The 25,804-nt window shown below is 67.5% G+C and carries 24 protein-coding genes and 1 pseudogene; 20 read left to right on the top strand and 5 right to left on the bottom strand.

All coding sequences use genetic code 11. From position 1 onward, the window contains the following. Positions 1–5 precede the first annotated feature (5 nt). The 11 genes from cheW to flhA all read left to right on the top strand — a co-directional run bounded on the left by cheW (position 6) and on the right by flhA (position 12,966). A complete protein-coding gene (gene cheW / locus BMI01S_RS19065) occupies positions 6–545 on the top strand; it encodes a chemotaxis protein CheW (protein ID WP_028212013.1) in 540 nt (179 codons plus the stop codon). A 200-nt stretch (positions 546–745) separates the two neighbouring features. Continuing rightward, positions 746–2,635 (top strand): methyl-accepting chemotaxis protein, encoded by a 1,890-nt coding sequence (locus BMI01S_RS19060; RefSeq protein ID WP_028212014.1) that lies wholly within the window; start codon positions 746–748, stop codon positions 2,633–2,635. 230 nt (positions 2,636–2,865) lie between these two features. Beyond that, positions 2,866–3,822, top strand: a complete 957-nt coding sequence (locus tag BMI01S_RS19055; protein WP_028212015.1) for a CheR family methyltransferase — start codon at positions 2,866–2,868, stop codon at positions 3,820–3,822. Further along, a complete protein-coding gene (cheD, locus tag BMI01S_RS19050) occupies positions 3,819–4,649 on the top strand; it encodes a chemoreceptor glutamine deamidase CheD (protein ID WP_028212016.1) in 831 nt (276 codons plus the stop codon). Before BMI01S_RS19055 ends, cheD begins: the two co-directional genes overlap by 4 nt. Next, positions 4,646–5,779, top strand: coding sequence for a protein-glutamate methylesterase/protein-glutamine glutaminase (locus tag BMI01S_RS19045; RefSeq protein ID WP_028212017.1), 1,134 nt, complete (start codon positions 4,646–4,648; stop codon positions 5,777–5,779). The genes cheD and BMI01S_RS19045 overlap by 4 nt, the downstream gene beginning before the upstream one ends. Positions 5,780–5,909: 130 nt before the next feature. Further along, complete coding sequence (cheY, locus tag BMI01S_RS19040) at positions 5,910–6,305, top strand: chemotaxis response regulator CheY (RefSeq protein ID WP_028212018.1); 396 nt, start codon at positions 5,910–5,912, stop codon at positions 6,303–6,305. A 76-nt stretch (positions 6,306–6,381) separates the two neighbouring features. Continuing rightward, positions 6,382–7,080, top strand: coding sequence for a protein phosphatase CheZ (gene cheZ, locus BMI01S_RS19035; protein ID WP_028231354.1), 699 nt, complete (start codon positions 6,382–6,384; stop codon positions 7,078–7,080). Between the two features lie 330 nt (positions 7,081–7,410). After that, on the top strand, positions 7,411–7,911 hold the full coding sequence (locus tag BMI01S_RS19030; RefSeq protein WP_042290177.1) for a DUF2844 domain-containing protein: 501 nt from the start codon (positions 7,411–7,413) through the stop codon (positions 7,909–7,911). 16 nt (positions 7,912–7,927) lie between these two features. Further along, positions 7,928–9,196, top strand: a complete 1,269-nt coding sequence (locus BMI01S_RS19025) for a DUF3443 domain-containing protein (protein WP_028231355.1) — start codon at positions 7,928–7,930, stop codon at positions 9,194–9,196. A gap of 288 nt (positions 9,197–9,484) precedes the next feature. Continuing rightward, positions 9,485–10,870, top strand: a complete 1,386-nt coding sequence (flhB, locus tag BMI01S_RS19020) for a flagellar biosynthesis protein FlhB (RefSeq protein WP_081716002.1) — start codon at positions 9,485–9,487, stop codon at positions 10,868–10,870. After that, positions 10,867–12,966, top strand: a complete 2,100-nt coding sequence (flhA, locus tag BMI01S_RS19015) for a flagellar biosynthesis protein FlhA (RefSeq protein WP_028231356.1) — start codon at positions 10,867–10,869, stop codon at positions 12,964–12,966. Before flhB ends, flhA begins: the two co-directional genes overlap by 4 nt. A 42-nt stretch (positions 12,967–13,008) precedes the next feature. Here flhA and BMI01S_RS19010 read toward each other — a convergent pair whose 3' ends face one another. Together BMI01S_RS19010 and BMI01S_RS19005 are read right to left on the bottom strand one after the other, a co-directional pair. Continuing rightward, on the bottom strand, positions 13,009–13,323 hold the full coding sequence (locus BMI01S_RS19010; protein WP_028231357.1) for a helix-turn-helix domain-containing protein: 315 nt from the start codon (positions 13,321–13,323) through the stop codon (positions 13,009–13,011). Continuing rightward, positions 13,320–13,664 (bottom strand): type II toxin-antitoxin system RelE/ParE family toxin, encoded by a 345-nt coding sequence (locus BMI01S_RS19005; protein ID WP_028231358.1) that lies wholly within the window; start codon positions 13,662–13,664, stop codon positions 13,320–13,322. Before BMI01S_RS19005 ends, BMI01S_RS19010 begins: the two co-directional genes overlap by 4 nt. Positions 13,665–14,104: 440 nt before the next feature. Here BMI01S_RS19005 and flhF point away from each other — a divergent pair, with 440 nt between their 5' ends. The 3 genes and pseudogenes from flhF to BMI01S_RS18990 all read left to right on the top strand — a co-directional run bounded on the left by flhF (position 14,105) and on the right by BMI01S_RS18990 (position 18,117). After that, the gene (gene flhF, locus BMI01S_RS19000) at positions 14,105–16,186 is read left to right on the top strand and encodes a flagellar biosynthesis protein FlhF (RefSeq protein WP_028231359.1); all 2,082 of its coding nucleotides are present in this window, start codon (positions 14,105–14,107) and stop codon (positions 16,184–16,186) included. Next, positions 16,179–16,961: pseudogene (locus BMI01S_RS18995) on the top strand (MinD/ParA family ATP-binding protein); the annotation flags it as partial. The gene flhF and the pseudogene BMI01S_RS18995, both read left to right, overlap by 8 nt. Positions 16,962–17,385: 424 nt before the next feature. Continuing rightward, on the top strand, positions 17,386–18,117 hold the full coding sequence (locus BMI01S_RS18990) for an RNA polymerase sigma factor FliA (protein WP_028212024.1): 732 nt from the start codon (positions 17,386–17,388) through the stop codon (positions 18,115–18,117). Between the two features lie 165 nt (positions 18,118–18,282). Here the strand turns inward: BMI01S_RS18990 and BMI01S_RS18985 are convergent, their stop codons facing one another. The 3 genes from BMI01S_RS18985 to flgA all read right to left on the bottom strand — a co-directional run bounded on the left by BMI01S_RS18985 (position 18,283) and on the right by flgA (position 20,729). Next, positions 18,283–18,726: a flagella synthesis protein FlgN gene (locus BMI01S_RS18985; protein WP_028212025.1), complete on the bottom strand. Its 444-nt coding sequence runs from the start codon at positions 18,724–18,726 to the stop codon at positions 18,283–18,285. Between the two features lie 49 nt (positions 18,727–18,775). Continuing rightward, positions 18,776–19,138 carry a flagellar biosynthesis anti-sigma factor FlgM gene (gene flgM, locus BMI01S_RS18980; protein WP_028231360.1) on the bottom strand — a complete coding sequence of 121 codons (363 nt, stop codon included), beginning with the start codon at positions 19,136–19,138 and terminating at the stop codon, positions 18,776–18,778. A gap of 193 nt (positions 19,139–19,331) precedes the next feature. Beyond that, positions 19,332–20,729 (bottom strand): flagellar basal body P-ring formation chaperone FlgA, encoded by a 1,398-nt coding sequence (gene flgA / locus BMI01S_RS18975; RefSeq protein ID WP_051381438.1) that lies wholly within the window; start codon positions 20,727–20,729, stop codon positions 19,332–19,334. Between the two features lie 246 nt (positions 20,730–20,975). Here flgA and BMI01S_RS18970 point away from each other — a divergent pair, with 246 nt between their 5' ends. The 6 genes from BMI01S_RS18970 to flgG all read left to right on the top strand — a co-directional run bounded on the left by BMI01S_RS18970 (position 20,976) and on the right by flgG (position 25,782). Continuing rightward, positions 20,976–21,497, top strand: coding sequence for a flagellar basal body protein (locus BMI01S_RS18970; RefSeq protein ID WP_028212028.1), 522 nt, complete (start codon positions 20,976–20,978; stop codon positions 21,495–21,497). Between the two features lie 99 nt (positions 21,498–21,596). Continuing rightward, on the top strand, positions 21,597–22,022 hold the full coding sequence (gene flgC / locus BMI01S_RS18965) for a flagellar basal body rod protein FlgC (protein ID WP_028212029.1): 426 nt from the start codon (positions 21,597–21,599) through the stop codon (positions 22,020–22,022). Between the two features lie 199 nt (positions 22,023–22,221). Then, complete coding sequence (locus tag BMI01S_RS18960; protein WP_081716005.1) at positions 22,222–22,878, top strand: flagellar hook assembly protein FlgD; 657 nt, start codon at positions 22,222–22,224, stop codon at positions 22,876–22,878. Positions 22,879–22,904: 26 nt separating this feature from the next. Continuing rightward, positions 22,905–24,143: a flagellar hook protein FlgE gene (gene flgE / locus BMI01S_RS18955; protein WP_028231362.1), complete on the top strand. Its 1,239-nt coding sequence runs from the start codon at positions 22,905–22,907 to the stop codon at positions 24,141–24,143. Positions 24,144–24,170: 27 nt separating this feature from the next. Beyond that, positions 24,171–24,929 carry a flagellar basal-body rod protein FlgF gene (gene flgF / locus BMI01S_RS18950; protein WP_028212032.1) on the top strand — a complete coding sequence of 253 codons (759 nt, stop codon included), beginning with the start codon at positions 24,171–24,173 and terminating at the stop codon, positions 24,927–24,929. Between the two features lie 64 nt (positions 24,930–24,993). Then, positions 24,994–25,782: a flagellar basal-body rod protein FlgG gene (gene flgG, locus BMI01S_RS18945; RefSeq protein WP_028231363.1), complete on the top strand. Its 789-nt coding sequence runs from the start codon at positions 24,994–24,996 to the stop codon at positions 25,780–25,782. The last annotated feature ends 22 nt before the right edge of the window (positions 25,783–25,804 follow it).

The raw sequence follows: 25,804 nt of genomic DNA, 5'->3' as shown, positions 1-25,804 counted from the left end.
CTAACGTGGCAGAAGTCCAATCGATTCAAGGCGGCGGCGCGCAGGGCGCGGTGCTTGCCGGCGCGCAACGCCGCGACGCGCAGCAGGCCGAGGCAGGCGGTCAGGAATTCCTCGTCTTCACCCTCGGCGCGGAAGAGTACGGCATCGACATCCTCAAGGTGCAGGAAATCCGCGGCTACGACAGCGTGACGCGCATCGCGAACGCGCCCGACTTCATCAAGGGCGTGATCAACTTGCGCGGCATCATCGTGCCGATCGTCGATATGCGCATCAAGTTCCATCTGGGCCGTGTCGAGTACGACCACCAGACGGTCGTCATCATCCTGAACGTCGCGCATCGCGTGGTCGGCATGGTGGTGGACGGGGTCTCGGACGTGCTCACGCTGCAGATGGAGCAGATCATGCCCGCGCCCGAGTTCGGCGCGACGCTCACGACCGAGTACCTCACGGGACTCGGCACCGTGGAAGGCCGCATGCTGATCCTGATGGACATCGAAAAACTGATGACGAGCCGCGAAATGGCTCTGATCGAGGCGCTGGTCTGACGCGTCGAGAGTAAAACCGGGGGGCCGCGAGGCCAGCGTGAGAGAGAGCGGAAAAGCCGCCGCCGAAGAGCGGCAAGCCGCCTTCCTGTTCGCTCGCCCCTTCGCGCGAGGTCCGAGGTGTCGCTGCGCCTTGCCACGCCTGGCGGGCCACGCCTCGCTGAATAGTCCGCCCCGTTTCGCACAGGACAGGAGCAAACGAGATGCTGCAAAGATGGTCGATCCGCACGACGCTCACGGGCGTCGGGGTCATTCTGGTTGCGCTGACCGTGCTGGTCGGCGGGCTCGGGCTCGTCGCGCTCGGCCGCGCGAGCGATGCGTTCGGCGAGATCGTGCGAGGCGATCTCGTCGCGATGCACGCGCTCAACGATGCGTCGGCGTATCTGCTGCGCACGCGCCTCGCGATCGATCGCGCCAGCGCGCTCACGGCCGCAGGCCAGGCCGACGACGCGAAGAAGGTGCTCGATCGCGCGCAGGAACTGCTCGGCAAGTCCAACGAAGCATGGCAGGCCTTCCAGGGCGCGCCCAAGGGCGGTCTCGACGCCGCCGCGCTCGACGCGCTCGCGGCCAAACGCGCCGGGCTCATGCAGGACGGCGTGCAGCCCGAATTCGCGGCCCTTCGCGCAAACGATCAAGCGGCCTATCACGCGATCGCCGACGCGAAGATCAGCCCGATGTTCGTCGACTACGACAACGTCGCCGGGCCGCTCGCGCAGGCTTTGCAGGACGGCGCACAGGCCCGCGAAGTGGGCGCGCGCGAGAAGATCGCCACGATGCGCATTGCGATCGGCGTGGTGATCGCGATCGCGCTCGTGCTCGTGGTGGCGATCCGCCTCGCGATGCGAGGCCTCATCGTGCAGCCGCTCGAGGACGCTGTCTCGTGCTTCGAACGCATTGCACACGGCGACCTCTCGCAGCCGGTCGTGGTGTACAGCGACAACGAAATCGGGCGTCTGTTCGGCAGCATCAAGCGCATGCAGGAGAGCCTCGTCACGCTGGTGAGCGCGGTGAACACGGGCGCGAGCTCGATCGACGTGGGCGCGCGCGAGATCGCGATGGGCAACACCGACCTCTCGCAGCGCACCGAGCAGCAGGCCGCGTCGCTGCAGGAAACGGCGTCGAGCATGGAGCAGCTCACCGGCACCGTGCGCCAGAACGCCGAGAACGCGCGCCAGGCGAGCCAGCTCGCCGTGAACGCCTCGGACATCGCGACGCGCGGCGGCGAGGTGGTCGGCGAAGTCGTGAACACGATGCAGGACATCGCCGTGAGTTCGGCGAAGGTCGTGGACATCATCAGCGTGATCGAAGGCATCGCGTTCCAGACCAACATCCTTGCGCTCAACGCGGCCGTGGAAGCGGCGCGCGCGGGCGAGCAGGGGCGCGGCTTCGCGGTCGTGGCGGGCGAAGTGCGCAGCCTCGCGCAGCGCAGCGCGAGCGCGGCGAAGGAGATCAAGGAACTCATCAACGACTCGGCCGCGAAGGTGCAAAGCGGCTCGCAACTCGTGGGCCGCGCCGGCTCGACGATGGAAGAGATCCTTCAGGCCGTGCGGCGCGTGACCGACATCATGGGTGAGATCAGCGCCGCGTCCGAGGAGCAGTCGGGTGGCATCGAGCAGGTCAACCGCGCGGTCACGCAGATGGATACGGTCACGCAGCAGAACGCCGCGCTCGTCGAGCAGGCGGCCGCAGCCGCAGCGTCGCTCGAGGAGCAGACGCGCCAGTTGCAAAGCGTGCTCGGCACGTGGCGCACGGGCGGCGCGAGTTTCGGCGCCGCAGTCAGCCCTGCTGTTAGCCCTGCAGTCAGCCCTGCTGTGAGCCCGGCTCGCGTGACGCCGGCGAGCGCCCCTGCGGCCGTGGCGGGCACTGCGAAGCGCAGCGCGCAGTCGCCGGCTTCGGCTTCGGCAGTGGCGAAGCCCACGGCGGCGGCAGCGACTTCGGCATCGGCAGACACCGCGGCACCGGCAGCAAAACCCGCGTCGAAGCCCGCAGCGCAAACCGCAGCAAAGTTCGCGGCCAAACCGGCGGCGGCGCGTACCGAGACGCACGTGAGCGCGGCATCCACCTCGGACGATTCGGACTGGGAAACGTTCTGATCGAACGCGGCACGGAAAGTAGTGAAGCACTGAACACGACGAGCAACTGCAATGCACATGAGCGCTACACAACGGCATGACCTGCCGCGCGAGGCCCCCGGGGCCGCGCGCGTTGCGCGGGCCGCCCATGCGCCGCACGCATTGCAACCGGGCAGGCGCGTGGCGCAGCAGTCGTGCGCAACACGCATGGCCTATGCAGCGGGCAGCGCGCAATGCGAAGGAGCATCAGCTTGAAAGCGCTGCGAAATACGCGCCACGACGTCGACGAACCGGCGCGCGGTGCGGGCGGGGAGAGCAACCGCGATTTCGACTTCACCTCGGCGGACTTCGAGCGCATTCGCGCGCTCATTCACCGCCGCGCGGGCATCTCGCTCTCGGACCACAAGCGCGACATGGCGTACAGCCGCCTCGCGCGGCGACTGCGTGCGCTCGGTCTCGATAGTTTTCGCGAATATCTCGACCAGCTCGAAGCCCGCAACGATGCAACCGAGTGGGAGGCGTTCACGAACGCGCTCACCACGAACCTCACGGCGTTTTTCCGCGAGGCGCATCACTTCCCGATCCTCGCGGATTTCGTGAAACGCCGGGCGGGGGTGGCGGGTGCGCAGCCGGTTTCGGTCTGGTGCTCGGCCGCTTCGACGGGCGAGGAACCGTACTCGATTGCGATGACGCTCGTCGAAGCGCTCGGCGATCGCGCGGCCCGCGAGGCGCGCGTGCTCGCCACCGACCTCGACACCCAGGTGCTCGCCAAGGCCGATGCGGGCGTGTACGCGTTCGATCAGGTGAAGCACCTGTCGCCGGAGCGTCTGAAGCGCTTCTTCTTCAAGGGCACGGGCTCGCACTCGGGGCTCGTGAAGGTCCGCCCGGAGCTGCGCGCGATGATCAAGTTCGAGCAGCTCAACCTCACCGACGCGGACTACGGCTTGCGCACGACGTTCGACGCGATCTTCTGCCGCAACGTGATGATCTACTTCGACAAGCCGACCCAGGCGCAGGTCCTCGCGCGCTTCGAGCCGCTCATGAAGCCGGACGGCCTGCTCTTCGCCGGTCACTCGGAGAACTTCACCTATGTCACGCAGGCCTTCCGTCTGCGCGGCCAGACCGTGTACGAACTGACGCGCGGCCGCAGCGACGCCGCAGGCGCCGCGCCCCGCCGTGCGAGCGACGCTCTCGGAGTGCCCGCATGAGCGCCAGCCTCCCGATTGCGTCGAACCGGTATTTCGACTCGCACTTCCAGCGCCCCGGCGTGAAGCTCCTGCCCAACGAGTTCTACACGACGGGCGAGGACATGGTGCTCGTCACCGTGCTCGGCTCGTGCGTGGCGGCGTGCATCCAGGATCGCACGGCCGGCATCGGCGGCATGAACCACTTCATGCTGCCCGACGACGGCGCAGATTCGGCCCATGCGCTGACCGCCGCCTCCGACTCGATGCGCTACGGCGCGTACGCGATGGAAGTGCTCATCAACGAGCTCATCAAGGCCGGCGGCCGCCGCGAGCGCTTCGAGGCCAAGGTGTTCGGCGGTGCGGCCGTGCTGGCGGGCATGACGACGATGAACATCGGCGACCGCAACGCCGCGTTCGTGCGCCGCTATCTCGCGACCGAGAACATCCGCATCGTGGCCGAGGATCTGCAAGGCTCGCATCCGCGCAAGGTCGCGTTCCTGCCGCGCACGGGCCAGGTCATGGTGAAGAAGCTGCGCCTTTCGCAGGACGCGAGCGTGGCCGAGCGCGAGCAGCAGCTCGCCGCGCAGACCGCCGAGGCGCGCGCCGAGCGGCTCGCGCGGGCGCGCGCGCGCGTGGAGCTGTTCGGGCTCGGCAGCGCCGGGCGCGCGGGGCCGGGCGCCACCACTGCGAATCATGCGGCCCAGGCAGCGCAGGCAACGCTCGCCACCCAGATTTCCCAATCCCAGCCGCAGCCCGGGCGTCCTCGCATCGAGCTGTTCGGCTCGGGCGTGACGTCGGCGCTGCGCGCATCCGGTCAAGACAACGCCAGGACAGTAGAGGAGGCGTGAACGCTGTGCAAAAAATCAAGGTTCTCTGCGTCGATGACTCGGCGCTGATCCGCAGTCTGATGACGGAAATCATCAACTCGCAGCCCGACATGACGGTCGTCGCGACCGCGCCGGATCCGCTCGTCGCGCGCGAGCTGATCAAGCAGCACAACCCCGACGTGCTCACGCTCGACGTGGAAATGCCGCGCATGGACGGCCTCGACTTCCTCGAGAAGTTGATGCGCCTGCGACCCATGCCGGTCGTGATGGTGTCGTCGCTCACGGAGCGCGGCAACGAAATCACGCTGCGCGCGCTGGAACTGGGGGCGGTCGACTTCGTGACGAAGCCGAAGGTCGGCATTCGCGACGGCATGCTCGAATACTCGGAAAAGCTCGCCGACAAGGTGCGCGCCGCCTCGCGCGCCCGCGTGCGCGCGCATCATGCGGCCCCCGCAGCGCCGGGCGGCGCAGCTCACGCCCAGGCCGCCGCGGGCCACGCGGCGCATGGGACGCAAGCGGCGAGCCCCGCGCCGATGATCAACAATCCGCTCGTTTCGACGGAAAAACTCGTGATCGTCGGGGCATCGACGGGCGGCACCGAGGCGATCCGCGAAGTGCTCCAGCCGCTGCCGCCCGACGCGCCAGCGGTGCTGATCGCGCAGCATATGCCGCCGGGTTTCACGAAGTCGTTCGCGCAGCGCCTGAACGGGCTGTGCCGCATCACCGTCAAGGAAGCGGAGCACGGCGAGCGCGTGCTGCCCGGCCACGCCTACATCGCGCCGGGCCACGCGCATCTCTTGCTGGCGCGCAGCGGGGCGAACTACATCGCGCATCTCTCCGACGACCCGCCGGTCAACCGGCATCGTCCGTCGGTCGACGTGCTGTTCCGCTCGGCGGCGCAGAACGCGGGCAAGAACGCCATCGGCGTGATTCTCACGGGCATGGGCCGCGACGGTGCGGCCGGGCTGCTCGAAATGCGTCAGGCCGGTGCGTACACGCTCGCGCAGGACGAGGCGAGCTGCATCGTGTTCGGCATGCCGCGCGAAGCCATTGCGATGGGTGGCGCCGACGAGATCGCCTCGCTCTCCGACATGAGCCGGCGCGTGATGACCCGTCTCGCCTCGATGGGCGACCGGGTCCAGCGCGTCTGATGAATAACCAGTATCGAGAGATCGTGTGGGCCGCAAACGCTTGCCCGATTGATCGCGATTAATTTATCTGGATAGGCGCTTCGCTTCTCTGGATAATTGCCCGGGTTTTCGCCTGGAGGAATGGAAGATGATGGATAAGGGAATGAAGATTCTGGTGGTGGACGATTTTCCGACGATGCGCCGGATCGTCCGCAACCTGCTCAAGGAACTGGGCTATTCGAACGTCGACGAAGCCGAAGACGGCGCAGCGGGCCTCGCGCGCCTGCGCGGCGGCAACTACGAGTTCGTGATCTCCGACTGGAACATGCCGAACCTGGACGGTCTCGCCATGCTCAAGGAGATCCGCGCCGATGCCAACCTCTCGCATCTGCCCGTGCTGATGGTGACGGCGGAATCGAAGAAGGAGAACATCATCGCGGCGGCGCAGGCGGGCGCGAGCGGCTACGTGGTGAAGCCGTTCACGGCCGCGACGCTCGACGAGAAGCTCAACAAGATTCTCGAGAAGATGGCCAAGACGGGGAGCTGACGTGAACGAGCCCATCAGTGCGCCGTTCGGCGAGTGGCCGGAAGGCGAGAGCGCCGAGCCGCTGGCGCCGCCGCCCCTGTTCGACACGGCGGCGCCCGCCTCCGGCGAGGCGGGCGAACTGGCAACGGACCGCATCCTCGCGCGCATCGGCCATCTGACGCGCAGCCTGCGCGATTCGATGCGCGAGCTCGGTCTCGACAAGCACGTCGAGCGCGCCGCCGAGGCGGTGCCCGACGCGCGCGACCGGCTGCGCTATGTCGCGAACATGACCGAGCAGGCCGCCGAGCGCGTGCTGACGTCGATCGACATCGCCAAGCCGCTGCAGGAAACGCTGGAGCGCGATGCGAAGGTGCTGTCGAGCCGCTGGTCGACGTGGTACGACGCGCCGATCGGCCGCGAGGAAGTGCGCCAGCTGATGGACGACACACGCGCCTTTCTGGACGGCGTGCCGCAGGCCACTGCGGCGACCAGCCAGCAGCTGCTCGAGATCATGCTGGCTCAGGACTTCCAGGACCTGACGGGCCAGGTGATCAAGAAAATCATGGACGTGGTCTATCTGATCGAGCAGCAACTGCTCACCGTGCTCGTGGAGAACATTGCGCCGGAGCGGCGCGAGCAGTTCGCGGCAACGGCGGCGGCGCTCGCGGAAACCCAGAGCAGCACCGGCAGCCCCGAGGGCCTGCTCAACGGCCCGCAGATCAATCCCGAAGGCAAGACCGACGTCGTGCAGGACCAGGCGCAGGTCGACGACCTGCTCGCAAGTCTCGGTTTCTGACAGGGGATGGTGCGCTAGCCGTCAGGCGAATCTGCATCTCGTAGGCCAAGGCGGGCATACTACTGCTTGTGTCTTCGTACCCGGCGGCGGCGGCCAGCGCCGCGCCGGTGCAACGAAGCGTAGCCAGACGCTGCCCGTTGCGCTGCTGTGCGCCACCGCGACTTTCGTGCGCGGCCTCACAGCGCAATGGCGCAAAGTGCCATTGAGAGAGGAGGGGCCGCCTTGTATCCGTACGCATCGCTCTGTGGCAAATCCGCCCGCCGCGCATCGCCGGGCCGCGCGCCCGGCGCAGCGCTCCGGTGTTCGCTTCATGCTTCGCTCCTTTGCGCCCTGTTTTGTGCGTCGCTCCTCCCGCCGCCCGCTAGCGCCGCACTAGGCGGCGCGCCCATGCCCACGCCGGCCGGCGCGAGCGTCAGCACGCTCAGCGCGGCCTCGGCCGCGGCGGCGACGGGTAACGCTTCGACCGTTGCGCGCGCAGCGGTGCAAAACGCGGCTTCGGGTGCCTCAGCGACGCCCGCTTACACCGTTCAGCAGACCACGCTCGCCAACGGCACCGTCGTGCGCGAGTACCTCTCGCAAGCCGGCACCGTGTTCGGCGTTGCCTGGATGGGCCCGCAGCCGCCCAACCTCGCCACGCTGCTCGGCGGCTACTTTCCGCAATACGTGTCCGGCGTGAAGGCGAGCCATGCCGCCGGGCTCGTGCGCGGGCCCGGCGTGGTCGAGAGCCCGGGCCTCGTGGTGCGCTCGGGCGGCCACATGGGTCACTTCTCCGGGCAGGCATGGCTGCCGCAGGCGCTGCCTGCGGGCGTCAGCGCCGAAGACATCCAGTGACGAACGGAGGCCGACCGTGCTGACTTCACGAAACCCGCGCGCCGCCTGCCGGCTGCGCCCTTTCCGGTTCCTTTCGCTTGCGGCAGTGATATCACTCATTTCGCTCATCGCCGCGTGCGGAGGCGGGGGGGGCGGCGGCAACAGCAGCGGCTCGAGCGGCAGCAACAGCAGCAGCTCGGCGTCGCCCAGTCCCACGCAGCAGCCTGTCGCGGTCAACGCCGCGAACACGGTGAGTGTCACCGTGGACCGGGGCTTGACCGGCACGCTGCCGAACATTCCTACCGTGAGCGTGAAGGTTTGCGTGACCGGCACTTGCCAGACCGTCGACCATGTGCAGGTGGATACCGCGTCGTTCGGGCTGCGCCTGCTCGCCTCGGCGCTGCCCTCGGCGTTCCTGCAAGCGCTGCCCCCGGTCAAGGCGAACAACGGCGGCAATCTCGCCGAATGCGCGGCCTTCGCGGACGGCTACACATGGGGCAGCGTCCGCTCCGCCGACGTCAATATCGGCGGCGAAACCGCGCCCAGTATCCCGATCCAGGTGATCGGCGACCTCACAACTACGGTGCCGCAGGCCTGCACGGGCTTCGGCGTTGCACAGGACACAGTCGCGCAACTGGGCGCGAACGGCATTCTCGGCATTGGCGTCGCGCCCTATGACACCACAAGTGACTATTACTCCTGCCCCGGCAACACCAACTGCAGCGCGACATCGGTCACGCAATCGTCCCAGCTCGTCACCAACCCCGTGCGGAAGTTCACCACCGACAACAACGGCGTGATCCTCGAGATGGCGCCCGTCTCGGACAGCGGCGCGCCCAGCGCCACGGGCACGCTCGTATTCGGCATCGGCACGCAGTCGAACAACGCGATGAACGCTGGGCAACGCTTCGCTACAGATTCGTTCGGCAGGCTCAGCGGCACGTTGAACGGCCGCACGCTCGATACCTTCCTCGACTCGGGCTCGAACGCGATCTTTTTCGTCGACAGCAGCCTCCCGCAGTGCGGCGGCAATCTCGGCTCGTTCTACTGCCCGTCGGCCACGCAGTCCTTCACGGCGACGCTCACCCCGTATGGCGGCGGCGCCTCGGGCACCGCGGTCTTCAATGTCGCGAACGCGAACGCGTTGCTCGGCGGCGGATCGAACTACGCGGCGAACGACCTGGCCGGTCAGTTCGGGTCGTCGGCGAGCCTCGATCTCGGGCTCTCGTTCTTCTATGGCCGCTACGTCTACTACGGCATGGACCAGACCGGGAGCGGCGGAAAGCCGCCGTACGTCGCGTTCTGAGGCACTGGGCGGGCTGGCGCGGCGGCGATGCATCGCGCCGCGTCGGCCATGCCCGTAGGAGCGGGCGCTTTCGCCCCCTCGCCAACGCCGAAGGACGTCCCGGCGCGCCGCGCGTCAGCGCCCGCAACTGATGGCGCCCCGTTTCCATCGCCCGAAATACCCTGGTTTCCCCGCCTTACTCCGTCGATCGGTGCTTGCCTGCGGCGGCAATAATCGCTGTCACTGAAAAAGGGCGCGCGCCAGCCGCGCAGCCGCGACGAGCGGCGCGCGCCCGCGACCGGAGCATGCGTGGCTGAGGACAGCGACCTCGAGAAAACCGAATCCGCCACTCCCAAGCGCCTCGAAAAGGCGCGGGAGGAGGGGCAGGTTCCGCGTTCCCGGGAGCTGGCGACATTCGCGCTGCTCTCGGCGGGCTTCTATGGCGTATGGATGCTCTCCGGCACGATCGGCGAGCACATGCAGGCCATGATGCGCGGCGCGTTCACGTTCAATCATGCGAGCGCGTTCGAAACGCGCCGCATGCTCATCGGCGCCGGCGTGGCCGCGCGCGAGGGTTTGATGGCCCTCCTGCCGGTGCTCGCGCTCACCGGGCTCGCCGCGCTCCTCGCGCCCATGGCGCTTGGCGGCTGGCTCATCTCCACGAAGTCGCTCGAGCCGAACTTCGGCCGCCTCAATCCCATGTCGGGGCTCGGGCGGATCTTCTCCGTGAACGGGCCGATCCAGCTCGGCATGTCGCTCGCGAAGACGCTCGTGGTGGGCGTGATCGGCGGCTGGGCGCTGTGGAGCCGGCGCGACGAGATCCTCGGGCTCGGCATGCAGCCCGCACCGCGCGCCTTCGCCGACGCCACGCATCTGGTCGCGGTGTGCTGCGGTATGACGGTAGCGGGCATGTTCGTGGTGGCCGCGCTCGATGTGCCGTACCAGCTCTGGTCGTACTACCGCAAGCTGCGCATGACGAAGGAAGAGGTCAAGCGCGAGCACCGCGAAAACGAAGGCGATCCGCACGTGAAGGGACGCATTCGTCAGCAGCAGCGCGCCGTCGCGCGCCGCCGCATGATGACCCAGGTGCCCAAGGCCGACGTGGTCGTGACGAACCCGACGCACTTCGCCGTCGCGCTCAAGTACGCCGATGGCGAGATGCGCGCGCCCAAGGTGGTGGCGAAGGGGGTGAACCTCGTCGCCGCGCGCATCCGCGAGATCGCCGCCGAACACAACGTGCCGCTGCTCGAAGCGCCGCCGCTCGCTCGCGCGCTCTATTACAACGTCGACCTCAACCGCGAAATTCCCGGGCCGCTCTACGGCGCGGTCGCGCAGGTGCTCGCGTGGGTCTATCAGCTCAAACGCTTCCGCGAGCATGGCGGCGACGTGCCGATGGCGCCGACCGACCTCGAAGTGCCGCCCGAGATGGACAAGGGCGCAATGAGCGATGACGCCGCCGCCGAGGAAGCCGACGACGCCCTCACGCCCGAGGAGCGCGCTGCCGCCGGGCAGTCATCCGCTCAGTCATCCGCGCAGGCAGCTGCGCAGTCATCCGCTCAGGCGGCCAACCGCACGAACGCCGCGAACGCCGCAGACGCCGCGAACGCAGGCAACGCATCGAACACCGCCGGCCGCGCCGATGGAGCCGCCAACCCGGGCACCAGGCGCGCAGGCACTGAAGGAGCAACAGAATGAACGCCCGCACCGGTTTTCTCGCGCGGCGCCCGGAGATGCTGCAAGGCACGAATCTGCGCGCGCTGGCGGGACCGATCCTGATCTGCATGATCCTCGGCATGATGATCCTGCCGTTGCCGCCGTTCCTGCTGGATCTGCTGTTCACGTTCAACATCGCGCTTTCGGTGATGGTGCTGCTCGTCAGCATGTACACCATGAAGCCGCTCGACTTCGCGGCCTTCCCGAGCGTGCTGCTGTTCTCCACGCTGCTGCGCCTTTCGCTGAACGTCGCCTCCACGCGCGTCGTGCTGCTTGAAGGCCACACTGGCCCCGACGCGGCCGGCAAGGTGATCGAGTCGTTCGGCCACTTCCTCGTGGGCGGCAACTTCGCCGTGGGTATCGTGGTGTTCGTGATCCTCATGGTCATCAACTTCATGGTGATCACGAAGGGCGCGGGCCGCATCGCCGAAGTGGCCGCGCGCTTCACGCTCGACGCGATGCCCGGCAAGCAGATGGCGATCGACGCCGACCTCAACGCCGGCCTCATCAACGAGGAAGCGGCGAGAAAGCGCCGCAGCGAGATCGCCCAGGAAGCCGAGTTCTACGGCTCGATGGACGGTGCGAGCAAGTTCGTGCGCGGCGACGCCATTGCCGGCCTGCTCATCATGGTGATCAACATCGTGGGCGGCCTGATCGTGGGCGTCGTGCAGCACGGCATGCCGATCGGCGCGGCGGGCGAGACGTACACGCTGCTCACCATCGGTGACGGCCTCGTCGCGCAGATTCCGTCGCTCGTCATTTCGACCGCGGCGGGCGTGATCGTCTCGCGCGTGGCGACCAACGAGGACATCGGCACGCAGCTCACCGGGCAGCTCTTCACCAACCCGCGCGTGCTGATGATCACGGGCACGATCATCGGCATCATGGGCCTGATTCCGGGCATGCCGCACTTCGCCTTCTTGCTGCTGGGCGCCGGCGCGATCCAGCTCGGCCGCGTGATGAAGAAGAACGCCGAAGCGAAGAATGCGAGCGCCGTGATTGCCGACGCCGCGCCGGCCGCGCTCGCGCCGGTCGAAAACGCCGAGGCGACGTGGGACGACGTCGCGCTCATCGACACGCTCGGCCTCGAAGTGGGCTACCGCATCATCCCGCTCGTCGACAAGAACACCGACGGCGAGCTGCTCAAGCGCATCAAGAGCATCCGCAAGAAGTTCGCGCAGGAAATCGGCTTCCTGCCGCCCGTCATCCATATTCGCGACAACCTCGAGCTGCGTCCAAACGCGTACCGCATCGCGCTGAAGGGCGTGGAGGTGGGCACGGGCGAAGCCTATCCGGGCCAGTGGCTCGCGATCAATCCGGGGCAGGTGAGCGCGGTGCTGCCGGGCACGCCGACCACCGACCCGGCGTTCGGGCTGCCCGCCGTGTGGATCGATTCGAACGTGCGCGAGCAGGCGCAGGTGTTCGGCTACACGGTGGTCGATTCGAGCACGGTCGTGGCGACTCACCTGAACCACCTCGTCGTGATGCACGCGGCCGAGCTGCTCGGGCGGCGCGAGGTGCAGGCGCTACTCGAGCGGGTGCAGAAGGACACGCCTTCGCTCGTGGACGATCTCGTGCCGAAGGTGCTGCCGGTCACGACGCTGCAGAAGGTGCTGCAGAACCTGCTGGAAGAAGGCGTGCCGATTCGCGATATGCGCAGCATCATGGAATCGCTCGCCGAGCACACGCCGCGCCTGACCGACGCGCACGATCTCACGGCGGCGGTGCGCATCTCGCTGGGCCGCGCGATCACGCAGCAGTGGTTCCCCGGCAACGCCGACATGCAGGTGATGGGCCTCGACGCGAACCTGGAGCGCGTGCTGTCGCAGACGTTGACGTCGGGCCCGAATCCCGGTCTTGAACCGGGCCTCGCGCACACGCTGCTCACGCAGACCGAGCAGGCGATGGGGCGTCAGCAGGCGCTGGGTCTCGCTCCCGTGATGCTGGTGCAGCACGCGCTGCGGCCGATGCTCTCGCGCTTCCTGCGCCGCAGCTTGCCGCAGCTCAAGGTGCTTTCGTACGCCGAAGTGCCGGATACGCGCAATGTGAAGGTGGTGAATGTGATTGGGGCGAACTAGCACGCGCCGCCGTTTGGGTCGGCGGCGCGTGCTTTGCAGGAGTCACAGCGTTTCGAGGAGTTCGAGCGTTTCCGGATGCTTCTCGACCAGCTTGATGAGTACGGCGGCCTGCGCGTTGGGTTTCGCTTTGCCCTGTTCCCAGTTTTGCCAGGTGCGCACGTTGACCCGCAGCCGCCTCGCCATGACGGCCTGCGACGCGTTGACCGACTCGCGAACAGACTTGATTTCTTCCGCGGTGACGTCAATCGGCTCAGGTTCGTCTAGCGTGACCTTGTGCAGCGTGAGTTTGCCCGCACGCTCCGCGGCGAGTTCATCAAAACCCTGCTTGAGGGCATCGAAAAGGCGATCTGTCTTCATTTGCCGGTCCTCTGTTCGACCTCGGTACTGAGCATCGCGCCAAGTGCTTTCGCTTCACGGGGCGTGAGATCGTCCATCTCGTCCTTGCCGTAGATGAAAAACATCCAGAATTGCGCGCCTTCCATCCAGTAGTAGTAGATCACCCGCAGGCCGCCACGCTTTCCTTTCTGGCGGCGCGAGTCTTTGCAGCGCAGTTTGCGCAGGCCGCCCGTGTGCCTGATGACATCTCGCTTAGCCGGATCGGCCAGTAGCTCGCCCTGGAGCGCCCGGTACTCGTCGTCATCGAGGTAATCGGGCCGGCGGTCGCGGAACAGGGAAAGCTCTACGAAGATGGCGTTCATGGGCGCAGCCAATATTATACGCAGATTGCGTATGGGGCAGGATGTGTGTTTGAACAGCCACGCTGGCGTTCGGCAAGAAGATACGGCTCACAACCGACGAATTGGTTCGGCTGGAGCCAGACCAAATCGCCGTTCACTTGCTCTTTTTTCGTCGATTTTTGACCCGCCACAACATTTACCGTGCATTGCGCAGCGTTTTCGCCCCGCCTCGAAATCCGCTCTACGGACTTGCCGTAAGACCGCGCCCCCCCGCCCCCCGATTCCGCGAATTGCCCACATTTCTCCGCCCTGATCCATCGATCATGGGGGGGCCACCTTCGAAATAATTCCAACATCGGAAAAGGCCTTGCGTGCGACGCGCGGCCGGCAGCAATCCCGCGGCATTCCAGCAAAAGACGACCGGCGGCGGCATAGGCCGCCCACCTCATCGGGGGCTCAGCTTGAACATTCGCAAATTCATCGGTGGCACCAGCCGCGACGCGTTACGGCTCGTACGCGAAGCGCTGGGTGCGGACGCCGTCGTTCTGTCGAACCGCACGCTCGACGACGGCAGCGTCGAGATCGTCGCGCTCGCGGATCGCGACCTCGCGGCGATCGCGCCGGCCGATGGCGCTGCGGTGCAAGGCCAGGGCGGCTCGGGCGCCCCGTTCGCGCAGGCGTCCGCCGCGATGACGCAAATGGCTCGCACGCCTCGCGCTGCGCCCGGCTCGGCGCCCGCAGCGCTTGCGGCACCCGCTGCGATCGCGGGCGCCGGTGCGAACCCCTACGCCAGCGGCATGCCGGACGTGTTCTCGTCGGTGTTCGGCGCGAGCCCGCAAGTGGGCGCCGAAGACGACGACACGCTCGCCGACGACGCCAACGCACAAGGCGACCACGCCAACGACGCCGCGGTCTCGCTCGGCCAGGATGCCCAGGCCGGTTCCGCGCTTTCGTCCGGCTCCGCCGGCTCGCGCGCCGGGGCGGCCCCGCAGGCGGCGCAATCGCCGCTGCCGCAGACGCAGGCGGGCATGCCGAATCAGCACACGCCGCTGCAAAAGGCGCTGCAGGCCGCGACCGAGCAGCTCGCCAAGCCGGCCTTCGCGCCGCTCGCGGACCTGGTGGCCAACCCCGCCGCCTCCGCTGGGCCGGCCTTCGCGCGCGAAGCCGCGTCGCGGCTCGAAGAGGCCGCTTCCCAGTACACGAGCGACGCCCCGCGCACGATGGCCGAATCCAATCCCTGGCTGATCGACCACGCTCGCCGCATTGCGAATCAGCAGAACGGTGTGCGCGACCCGGGCATGACGCCCGCGTCAGCGGCCGCGAGGGGCCTCGGCAATATCGCCGATCCTGTGTTGCCGCCCGACGTCGACGCGACCACGCCCGACTGGGCGCTCGAAGCTGCGCATGTCGCCGCGCGCCGCGCCGCGCAGCGCCTGGGCCACAGCCCGGACGCCGCCGGCCCGGCGCCCACGCCCGGCAACCGCACGACGCAGGGCGCGGCCGAAGGCGGCGCGAATGTGGCGCAAAACGTGAGCGAAGCGATCCGCGCGCGCATCGAGCAGGTCGTCAACGAAACCGTGATGAACGAGCTCGCCTCGATGCGCGGCATGATGGAAGAGCAGTTCGCCGGTCTGATGTGGGGCGAGCGCCAGCGTCGCAACCCCGTGCAGGGCGCACTCACCAAGCAGCTTTTCGCCGCCGGCTTCTCGGCGCAGCTCGTGAAGATGGTGATCGACCGCCTGCCCGACGTGGAGAGCGAAGAGGCCGGCATGGAGTGGCTCCAGTCGGTGCTCGAATCGAACCTGCCCGTGCTCGAAAACGAAGAAGCGCTCATGGAGCGCGGCGGCGTGTTCGCGCTGATGGGCCCGACGGGCGTCGGCAAGACCACGACCACTGCGAAGCTCGCCGCGCGCTGCGTGATGCGCTTCGGCGCGAGCAAGGTCGCGCTGCTCACCACCGACAGCTACCGTATCGGCGGCCACGAGCAGCTGCGCATCTTCGGCAAGATCCTCGGCGTTTCGGTGCACGCCGTGCGCGACGGCGCGGACCTCCAGCTCGCGCTCACCGAACTCAAGAACAAGCACATCGTGCTGATCGACACGATCGGCATGAGCCAGCGCGACCGCGCCGTGGCCGACCAGATCGCCATGCTGTGCGGCGCGGGGCGCCCGGTGCAGCGTCTCTTGCTGCTCTCGGCCACCAACCACGGCGACACGCTCAACGAAGTCGTGCAGGCCTACCAGAGCGGCCCGGAAAACGCGCCGCTCACGGGCTGCATTCTCACCAAGCTCGACGAGGCGACCAACCTCGGCAGCGCGCTCGACACCGTGCTGCGCTACAAGCTGCCCGTGCATTACGTCTCGACGGGCCAGAAAGTGCCCGAGAACCTTTACGTGGCGACGCGGCGTTTCCTGATTCGCAGCGCCTTTTGCATCCCGCGCGACCGCTCGCCGTTCGTGCCGCACGAGGACGACATCCCGGCGCTCCTCTCGGCGTTGTCGATTCGTTCGGGCTCGCAGGCTCCCGAGGTACGGTTTGGATAAGTTTGTGATCGATCAGGCCGAAGGGCTGCGACGTCTGCTGGCGCGCGAAGGCTCGCGCGTGGTCGCGGTGACGGGCGGCTCGGGCTCGCCCGGGCGCACGACCGCCGTGGTCAATCTCGCGGCGGCGCTCACCGCGCAGGGCAAGGATGTGCTCGTGATCGACGAGTGCCTCGGGCCGCGCTCGGTGTGCTCGATCGTGGGCGGCGTGCGCGGCGCGGGCAATTTCGCCGCGGTGATGCGCGGCGAGCTCACGCTCGAAGAGGCCGTCGGCCGTCACGCGCTCGGCTTCGGCGTGCTCGCTGCATCGCGCGACAACCGCGCCCAGTACACGAGCGCGCAGCTGCGCAAGGTGATTTCCGGACCCGCCGACATCGTGCTGATCGACGCGCAGCTCGACGCCGAAGGCGCGCTCTCGCCGCTCGCGATGCACGCGCACGACGTGCTGATCGTGATGCGCATTGGCGCGCAGGCGATCACCGACGCCTACGCGTGCATGAAACGGCTGCACTTCGCGCATGCGATCGCGCAGTTCCGCGTGCTCGCGACCCACGTGGCGAACGCGAGCGACGCGCACGCCGCGATCGAGAATCTCGCGGGCGTGGCCGGGCGCTACCTGAGCGTGTCGCTCGAGAGCGCCGGCTGCGTCGCCGCCGATCAGCACATGGCGCAGGCGCTCAAGCTCGCGCGCTGCATCGTCGATGCGTTTCCTTCGACGGCCGCTGCGCGCGACTTCCGGCACGTGGCTTCCGAGCTGCCGCACTGGCCGATGCGACCTGCCGTGTCGGCATGTTCGCCGGCTACGGCGCGCGCCAACGCCGCGTTCGCGAGCGCGGACGCGCGTCGCTGGTACGACCGCGAAACGGTGGGCGAAGCGGTGGGCGAAACGCTCGTCGACCCGCGGGACGGAGCAAGACTGCAAGCCCTCGCGGCGCATGCGCTGCATGACGCCGGGGATCTGGACGGCGCGCCGCACGCGGCAGCCGAGGCAAACGCAGGACACACCGCACACAGCACGCTCGCCGCGAACGCCGATTCGTTCGCGGCGGCCGTGACGGGTGTGCATTCCGCACCCGACGCGACATCCGCGTCCGCGGCCCACGTGGGCTGGCGGGCCGACGCGCCCGCACAGCGGCCGTCGCCGCGGCACGTCTGACGTGCGCACGACGTTGCCGCAAGGGAGATGAGAAGTGGAGAGCACGATGTACAACGCTCAAGGAAAGATTTCGCAGGCCGACGTGCTGGCGAAATACGCGCCGCTCGTAAGACGGCTCGGCTTGCAGCTCGTGGCCAAGATGCCGGCGAGCGTGGACCTCGACGACCTGATCCAGGCGGGCATGATCGGCCTGCTCGACGCGGCGAACCGCTACAAGGAAGATCAGGGCGCGCAGTTCGAGACCTACGCGAGCCAGCGCATTCGCGGCGCGATGCTCGACGAGCTGCGCAGCAACGACTGGCTGCCGCGCAGCCTGCGCCGCACGTCGCGTGAAGTGGAGAGCGCGGTGCACAAGGTGGAGCAGCGGCTTGGCCGCTCGGCGAGCGAAACCGAGATCGCCGAGCACCTGCAGATGCCGCTCGACGAGTACCAGTCGATGCTGCAGGATCTGCACGGCAGCCAGCTCATTTACTACGAAGACTTCGACCGCTCCGCCGAAGACGAGCCGTTCCTCGACCGCTACTGCGTCGATCATTCGGACCCGCTTTCGGCGCTGCTCGACGACAGCCTGCGCGGCGCGCTCGTCGAGGCGATCGACCGGCTGCCCGAGCGCGAGAAGCTTCTCATGTCGCTCTACTACGAGCGCGGCATGAACCTGCGCGAGATCGGCGCGGTGATGGAGGTGAGCGAGTCGCGCGTTTGCCAGCTGCACAGCCAGGCGGTGGCGCGCTTGCGCACGCGGCTGCGTGAGATGTCGTGGGCGGGCACGGAGAATTGAGGCCAGTAGGAGACGCGTGCATATCAGCGCGGGGTGCAGTGCAGTGAAAGAGCCGGTGTGCGCGAGCCACCGGCTTTTTTGTTGGCGCGTACGACAGCAGAAACGAAAAAGCCGAAGCACGGCCGCTTCGGCTTTTTCACATCGACAAACGAACCGCGCGAGCGCCTACAGCCCGAACGCCGGCAGCCGCCCGTCGGGACCGTACAGCATTGCGCCGTTGCCCGTGTCGCCGCGCAGGATCGCGAGCGCGCGGCGGTTATGCTCCATGCGCGTGCGGATCATCATGCCGATCGTGAGGTTCCTGCGGCGCGCGCGCTCGGTCGCGCCCTTGAGCAGCGCCCACTGGCTCGCGAGACGCGTGTCGCCGTCGCAGGCCATCTCGATGCCCTTGCGTCCGCCGGGCAGACCGAGGCCGGCGAGTTGCGCGTCGCGCGCCTTTTCGAGACCCGCGAGACGCTGCGTGAGCGTCGTCTTCTGCTCGACGATCTGCGGCAGCGTGTCCATGCCGTCTGCCGACACGAGCGCCTTCTCTTCGCAGGCGAGCAGCGACGCGAACGCTTCAACGGCGGCGTGTTCGTCGATCAGTGTGGCCAACAAGGCATCTTTCATTGCGAGGCACCCGGAAAACAGTGTTTGTGCAGCGCTCGTGCGTCGAACGTCAGTTGAGCGACGTCGGCTTCAGGAGGTCGCGCGCGGTCTGGATCACGCCGTCGGCGATCTTGCCGGAGTCGATCTGCAGCGTGCCGTTGCGGATCGCATCCTTGATCGACTGAACGTGGGCCATGTCGATGTCGGCGGCACCGCTCGCCGCGAGCGAACGCAGCGTCGACGAGAGAGAGGAGAGGCTCACGTTCGCGTCTCCTTGAGAGGCGCCGGAAGTGCCGGCGGCGCTCGCGCCGCTGGACGTGGCGGCATTGCCGGTGTTCGTGGCGCTCACGGCGCCGGTCGAATCGCTTTGCGAACGCGCGAGGCCATCCTGCACGGCGCGCGGCTCATTGCGGGTGGAAGTGTCAACTTTCACGATGGGCTTTCCTGATCGATTTGACCTTGATAACGGCATAGGCCCGGCCGAACTTTAGCGTGAAAGTCCCAACGTTACATGCTGTTACGTGTGCCTGCGCACACAGCGGCGTACCGCCGCGCGAGCGCCAGGCCTGGGGGCGAGGGGGCTCTTGCCGCCCGGAGAGGCCGCTGAAAACCGGCCTGAACCGGCCCTAGATCTGCACCTGCACGGTGCCGGCGTCCTTGACCACGCCCGTGATGACCTGTCCCCCGCTCGTGCGCACGCGCACCTGCTGGCCGGGCTCGCCGTTATTGAGCGCGCTGCCTTCGGCGGAGATCGTGAAGTTGGTGCCCACGGCGATCACCTTGACGGTCTGTCCGATGATCACCGAGGCCGCACTGCGCAGCATATCGGAGCGCAGCGGCAGTCCGGCGGAGATGCGCGCGAGCGCGACGGCGCCGCGCGCCTGGTTGGGATCGGTGATGATGGTTTGCGGCAGGCTCGCGAGGTCGCCCGAACGCGGCGTGAAGTCGGCGGCGGAGAGCACCTCGCCCGCGCCGATCTGCCGGGAGGCCACGTAGTACGTCACCTCGATGGCAATGCGCGCGCCTACGTAGAGCGTCCACGGCCTGGCGCCGATGCAGCGCACGCCCACCGTCGTGCGGCCGAAGGTGCGCGCGCCAGGCGGCATGAACGGCTCGAGCGAGGCGCAGGCCGCGAGGCCGCGCGGGAAAACCGGATTGACGGTGATGCTCACATGGCCCGGCAGGCCCGCCGACTGTTGCTGAAGATAGGCGAGCACGGCCGCGCGGACCGATTCGCCGTCCTGCTGGCCGGGCGGCGCGGCCTGGGCGTTCGCGCTTCCATTGACGTTGGCGTTGGCGTTCGCATTTGTATTGGCGTTGGCGTTCGCAACCGGCCTCGCTCCGGCGGCCGGGTTCGTTGCCGCTGCATCGACGACCACCGGGGCGACGCGGTTCGCGGCGGCCGCGACATTCACGCGCTGGAGCGCGCCCGCGTTGTACGCATTGGCGGCCGGCACGCGCATGGGTTGAGCGCTCGTCCCCGGCGCGGGAATCGTGACGATGCGCGGCGCATCGCCTTGCGACGCGCGCTCGCCAGGACCCGGGATCGTGATCATGCCATTCGCGTCGACGCCTGCGCGCGCATCTTCGGGCACGCCGCGCGTGTTCAGATCGGCGTAGCTCGACGCGCGTAGCGGCGCGGAGCCATTTGCGGCATTCGCGGACCCACTGGCTGCAGCATTCGCCGCCGCGCCGACGCCGGCGCCGGCGCTGCGCGCCGCGGGCTTCGCGGGAGCGGCGAGCAGCGCGTTCATCTGCGCGGCGTCGGCGCCGGCGCGCTCGCCGTTGCCTGCAATGAAGATCTGGCCGCCCGCGCCCTGGGGCTGGGTTTGTGCCTGCGTTTGTGCCTGTGCCTGGGTCGGTACTTGTGTCTGCGCCGCGGTTTGCGCCTGGGCGAGCGCGCCGCCAAGGGCGCACGCCATCACGCAGGTCCACGAAGCGGCCCGTGAAACAGCCCACGACAGCGCGCGCGCACGCCGTTCCAGGCCGGCGCGCGGCTCGCGGAATGAGGCTGTTTGCGGCATCGTCGTTCTCCATCGAATGCATTGACACGCCTCGCATTCTAGGCGGCGGCCCCCGCTCGCTTGCTTCGAATAGAGGGGCGCTTTACCGGCTATTCGTCCGATTGGTTCTTGCCACCCGCGCCTAATATTCCACTCCATGCGCAAAAGCCTTCGGGCTGCGCGCCTAACGTTTGCGCGGGATTTCCCGCCGATGGCGAAGCCGCCGCGCCCACGCCGAGACCCCTTTCTTCTCACGGAGAACGCCCGATGCTGGACAAACTCGATGCCGAATTCGCCTTTGGGCGCGAAGCGCTCGATGTGCGCGCCACGCGCCAGGCATTGATCTCCTCGAACATCGCGAACGCCGACACGCCCGGTTACCAGGCGCGCGACGTGGACTTCTCGGCCTCGCTCGCGGGCGCGCTCAGGCAGCAAGGCGCGGTGAGCGGCACGGCGGGGGCTTTGGCGCGCACGGCGGGCGGCAACGCCCAGCCGCTCGCGATGGCGCAGCCGGCAGGCGTGACGAGCGGCATGCAGATGGCGACCACGGAGTCGGCTCACCTCGCCGGCGACGCGAAGCTGATCCCGACGGGCGGCCCGGCCGACACCTACAAGAGCCAGCTCATGTATCGCGTGCCGGTGCAGCCTGCGCTGGACGGCAACACGGTCGATCTCGACACCGAGCGCGTGCAGTTTGCCGACAACGCGCTGCACTTCGAGTCGGGCATGACGGTGGTCTCGCAGCAGATCAAGACGATGCTGTCCGCGATCACGTCGGGCTCGAGCTGATCGAGCGAGCGCTGACCAACGCACGAACAACGAGCAAGCAACAAGCAAGCAGCGACCAACGCGCGTGTCCCGCGCACTTGATGTGAGGTCAATGAAACCATGCCATCCCTGATGAACATCTTCAGCGTTGCCGGCTCCGCCATGACGGCGGAATCGCAGCGCCTGAACGTGACGGCGTCCAATCTCGCCAACGCCGACAGCACGACCGGCCCCGACGGCCAGCCCTACAAGGCGAAGCAGGTCGTGTTCGCGGTGAATCCGCTCGGCGGCGCGCGCACGGCCTCGGGCCAGCAGGTGGGCGGCGTGAGGGTGACGGGCGTGGTCGACGACCCCACGCCGATGAAAGAGACCTACGATCCCGCCAATCCTTCCGCCAACGCCGACGGCTACGTGACGATGCCCAACGTCGATCCGGTGCAGGAGATGGTGAACATGATCTCGGCGTCGCGCTCGTACCAGGCCAACGTCGAAACGCTGAACACGGCGAAGCAGCTGATGCTCAAGACGCTGACGATCGGCACCTGAGCCGGCAGTCGAGTCGCCGCAAGCACTGCGCAGCAAATTCATAGAACGCAGTCAATACAGAGACCAGCGGGCGCGAAACCCTGTGCCGCCCGCCACCACACGCCACGCACGAAGCGCAATCGAGGAGAACGCGTTGAGTTCCAGCAGCACAACCATCGGTGGGACCACCACCACTGTGTCGCAGCAACTGCTCGACACCATGAACGGCACGAGCTCGGCGAGCTCGGCGGGTTCGTCGGGTTCGTCCTCGTCGACGAGCGCCAGCAACCTGCAGACCACGTTCCTGCAGCTGCTCGTCGCGCAGCTGCAGAACCAGGATCCGACCAACCCGATGGACAGCTCGCAGATGACCTCGCAGCTCGCCCAGATCAACACGGTTTCGGGGATCCAGCAGCTCAACACGTCGCTCACGTCGCTCTCCACGCAGCTGTCGGCGGGCCAGAACGCGCAGGCCGCGCTGCTGATCGGCTCGAACGTGCTCGCGGCGGGCAGCAGCGCCACGGTGTCGAGCGGCACGGCGCCGCAACTAGGCGTCACGCTGCCTTCGGCCGTTTCGGATGTGAAGCTCACGATCACCAACGCGGCAGGCCAGGTCGTCAACACGTTCGATCTCGGCGCGCAGTCGGCCGGCACCGTGCCGGTCACGTGGAACGGCAAGGACAGCGCGGGCAACACGGTTGCCGACGGCACCTACAAGGTCACCGCCACCGCGACGACCAACGGCCAGTCCGCCACGGCGACGGCGCTCGTCGCCAGCCAGGTGCAGGGCGTGGTCCAGCAGTCGGACGGCAGCGCGGGCCTGAAGCTCGCCAACGGCAAGACGGTCGCGCTTTCGAGCGTCGCCGCCATTCTCTGAACACGATAAACGCGGAGTAGACAAACATGGGCTACCAGCAAGGATTGAGCGGCCTCCACGCGTCGGCGAACGACCTCGACGTGATCGGCAACAACATCGCGAACGCGAACACGACCGGCTTCAAGCAGAGCACGGCGCAGTTCGCCGACGTCTACGCGAACACCATCGCGACGTCCGTGGGCAACCAGATCGGCCTCGGCGCCGCGCTCTCGACCGTGCAGCAGGACTTCGCGCAAGGCACGATCAACACGACGGGCCAGGCGCTCAATGTGGCGATCAACGGCAACGGCTTCTTCCAGATGTCGAACAACGGCACGATCACGTACTCGCGCAACGGCGTGTTCCAGCTCAACAAGAACGGCTTTATCACCGATGCGGCGGGCCACGACCTGATGGGCTACGCCGCGAATTCCACCGGCGTGGTCAATACGGCGCAGACCGTGCCGCTCCAGGTGCCGACCACCAACATCGCGCCGCTCGCGACGAAGAACATCACCGCGCAGCTGAACCTGAACGCCCAGGCGACGACGCCGACCACCACGCCGTTCAGCGCGACGGATTCGACGAGCTACACGTATTCGACGTCGATCACGACCTACGACACGCTAGGCGGCACGCAGCAGGTCAACATGTACTTCGTCAAGGACGCGACGAGCGGCCAGTGGGACGTGTACGCGGGCCAGAGCGGTGCGGTTTCGAAGCTCGGCACGGCGCAGTTCAGCAGCGCCGGCGCGCTTCAGAGCATCACGGCCACGGCCCCGGCGACGACCAACGGGACCACGTCGTTCTCGTTCAGCATCAACCCGACGGACGGCTCCACGACGCCGCAGGCGCTGACGCTCGACTTCACGGGCACGACGCAGTACGGCTCGGCCAACGGCGTGAACAGTCTCGCGCAGGACGGCTACGCGAGCGGCACGCTCGCGAACTTTTCGATCGGCTCGGACGGCACCATCACCGGCAACTACTCGAACGGCCAAACCATGGCGCTCGGCCAGATCGTGCTCGCCAACTTCAACAACCCGAACGGCCTCATCGATCTCGGCGGCAACCAGTACCAGGAAACGAACGCCTCGGGCGTCGCGCAGGTCTCCACGCCGGGCAGCACGAACCACGGCACGCTCACGGGCGGCGCGCTCGAAGCGTCGAACGTCGACCTGACCAACCAGCTCGTCGACCTGATCACGGCCCAGCGCAACTACCAGGCGAACGCGCAGACCATCAAGACCCAGCAGACCGTCGACCAGACGCTGCTGCAGATGTAACGCGCCTAACCACGTACCGGGCACATCATGGACCGACTGATCTATACCGCGATGACGGGCGCGACCCAGGCGCTCGAGCAGCAGGCCGTCGTCGCGAACAACCTCGCGAACGTCTCGACTACGGGCTTTCGCGCGCAGCTCGCCAACTTTCGCGCCGTGCCGATGGCGTTCGGCGACGGCTCGACGGTGAACGACCAGACCACGCGCACCTTCGTGCTCTCGGCAACGCCTGGGTCGGACATGACGCCCGGGGCGATCTCGCGCACCGGCAACCCGCTCGACATCGCGATCCAGGGCGCGGGCTTCATGGCGGTGCAGACGGCCGACGGCAACGAGGCGTACACGCGTGCGGGCAACCTGCACGTCGATGAAAACGGCCAGCTCGTCACCGCCTCCAACCTGCAGGTGATCGGCGGCGGCGGCCCGATCGCGGTGCCGCCCGGTTCGGCGGTCACGATCGGCAAGGACGGCACGATTTCGGTCGTCGCGCCGGGCAGCCCGCCCAGCGCGGTCGCGATGATCGACCAGATCAAGTTCGTCAATCCGCCGGCGGGCTCGCTCACGCGCGGCGACGACGGCCTCTTTCGCACGGCGGACGGCAATCCCGCCGACGCGGACCGGACCGTGCAGGTCGCGACCGAATCGCTCGAGGGCAGCAACGTGAACCCCGTGGCGGCGATGGTCTCGATGATCACCAACGCGCGCCAGTTCCAGATGCAAACCAAGCTGCTGCAGAACGCAGACCAGAACGAACAGAGCGCGAACCAGCTGCTCAACTTCAGCTAAGCACATTCAAGGCCGCCGGTCTCGCAGATAAAAATCGCAGACCACGGGCCGGGAGAAAGACACCGTGAACCGATCGCTCTACATCGCCGCTACCGGCATGAACGCCCAGCAGGCGCAAATGGACGTGATCTCGAACAACCTCGCGAACGTGAGCACCAATGGCTTCAAGGGCTCGCGCGCGGTGTTCGAGGATCTCATGTACCAGACGCTGCGCCAGCCGGGTGCGAACTCGACCCAGGAAACCGAACTGCCCTCGGGCAGCCAGGTCGGCACCGGCGTGCAGCAGATCGCGACCGAGCGCATCTTCACGCAAGGCAATCTGCAGCAAACGGGCAACTCGAAGGACGTGGCGATCAACGGCGCGGGCTTCTTCCAGGTGCAGATGCCCGATGGCACGACGGCCTACACGCGCGACGGTTCGTTCCAGACCAACGCGCAGGGCCAGCTCGTGACCGCGAGCGGCTACCAGGTGATCCCGGCGATCACGGTGCCGGCCAACGCCACTTCGCTCACCATCGCGAGCGACGGCGTGGTCACGGTCACGACGCCGGGCTCGGCCAACAACACGACCATCGGTTCGCTGCAGCTCGCCATGTTCATCAATCCGGCCGGCCTGCAGTCGAACGGCCAGAACCTGCTTTCGGAAACGGCTTCGTCGGGCGCGCCCACGATCTCCACGCCGGGTCAGAACGCCTCGGGCACGCTCAGCCAGGGCTATGTGGAATCGTCGAATGTGAACGTGGTGCAGGAACTCGTGAACATGATCCAGACGCAGCGCGCCTACGAAATCAACAGCAAGGCGGTCACCACATCCGACCAGATGCTGCAAACCCTCAGCCAGATGCAGGTCTGAGGTCGGATCCCTGGTTAAACAA

Source organism: Paraburkholderia mimosarum LMG 23256 = NBRC 106338, from assembly GCF_000739815.1.
GTDB lineage: Bacteria > Pseudomonadota > Gammaproteobacteria > Burkholderiales > Burkholderiaceae > Paraburkholderia > Paraburkholderia mimosarum.
The sequence above is the reverse complement of the archived record's forward strand: the minus strand, read 5'-3'. Positions and strand labels throughout refer to the sequence as shown.

Coding starts and splice junctions, on each gene's coding strand:
- flgE (WP_028231362.1), top strand. CDS start 22,905: ATGGGCTACCAGCAAGGATTGAGCGGCCTCCACGCGTCGGCGAACGAC.
- flgA (WP_051381438.1), bottom strand. CDS start 20,729: ATGCCGCAAACAGCCTCATTCCGCGAGCCGCGCGCCGGCCTGGAACGG.
- flgF (WP_028212032.1), top strand. CDS start 24,171: ATGGACCGACTGATCTATACCGCGATGACGGGCGCGACCCAGGCGCTC.
- BMI01S_RS19005 (WP_028231358.1), bottom strand. CDS start 13,664: ATGAACGCCATCTTCGTAGAGCTTTCCCTGTTCCGCGACCGCCGGCCC.
- BMI01S_RS18960 (WP_081716005.1), top strand. CDS start 22,222: ATGAACGGCACGAGCTCGGCGAGCTCGGCGGGTTCGTCGGGTTCGTCC.
- BMI01S_RS18970 (WP_028212028.1), top strand. CDS start 20,976: ATGCTGGACAAACTCGATGCCGAATTCGCCTTTGGGCGCGAAGCGCTC.
- cheD (WP_028212016.1), top strand. CDS start 3,819: ATGAGCGCCAGCCTCCCGATTGCGTCGAACCGGTATTTCGACTCGCAC.
- flhA (WP_028231356.1), top strand. CDS start 10,867: ATGAACGCCCGCACCGGTTTTCTCGCGCGGCGCCCGGAGATGCTGCAA.
- BMI01S_RS19010 (WP_028231357.1), bottom strand. CDS start 13,323: ATGAAGACAGATCGCCTTTTCGATGCCCTCAAGCAGGGTTTTGATGAA.
- flgC (WP_028212029.1), top strand. CDS start 21,597: ATGCCATCCCTGATGAACATCTTCAGCGTTGCCGGCTCCGCCATGACG.
- BMI01S_RS18985 (WP_028212025.1), bottom strand. CDS start 18,726: ATGAAAGATGCCTTGTTGGCCACACTGATCGACGAACACGCCGCCGTT.
- cheY (WP_028212018.1), top strand. CDS start 5,910: ATGGATAAGGGAATGAAGATTCTGGTGGTGGACGATTTTCCGACGATG.
- BMI01S_RS19060 (WP_028212014.1), top strand. CDS start 746: ATGCTGCAAAGATGGTCGATCCGCACGACGCTCACGGGCGTCGGGGTC.
- BMI01S_RS18990 (WP_028212024.1), top strand. CDS start 17,386: ATGTACAACGCTCAAGGAAAGATTTCGCAGGCCGACGTGCTGGCGAAA.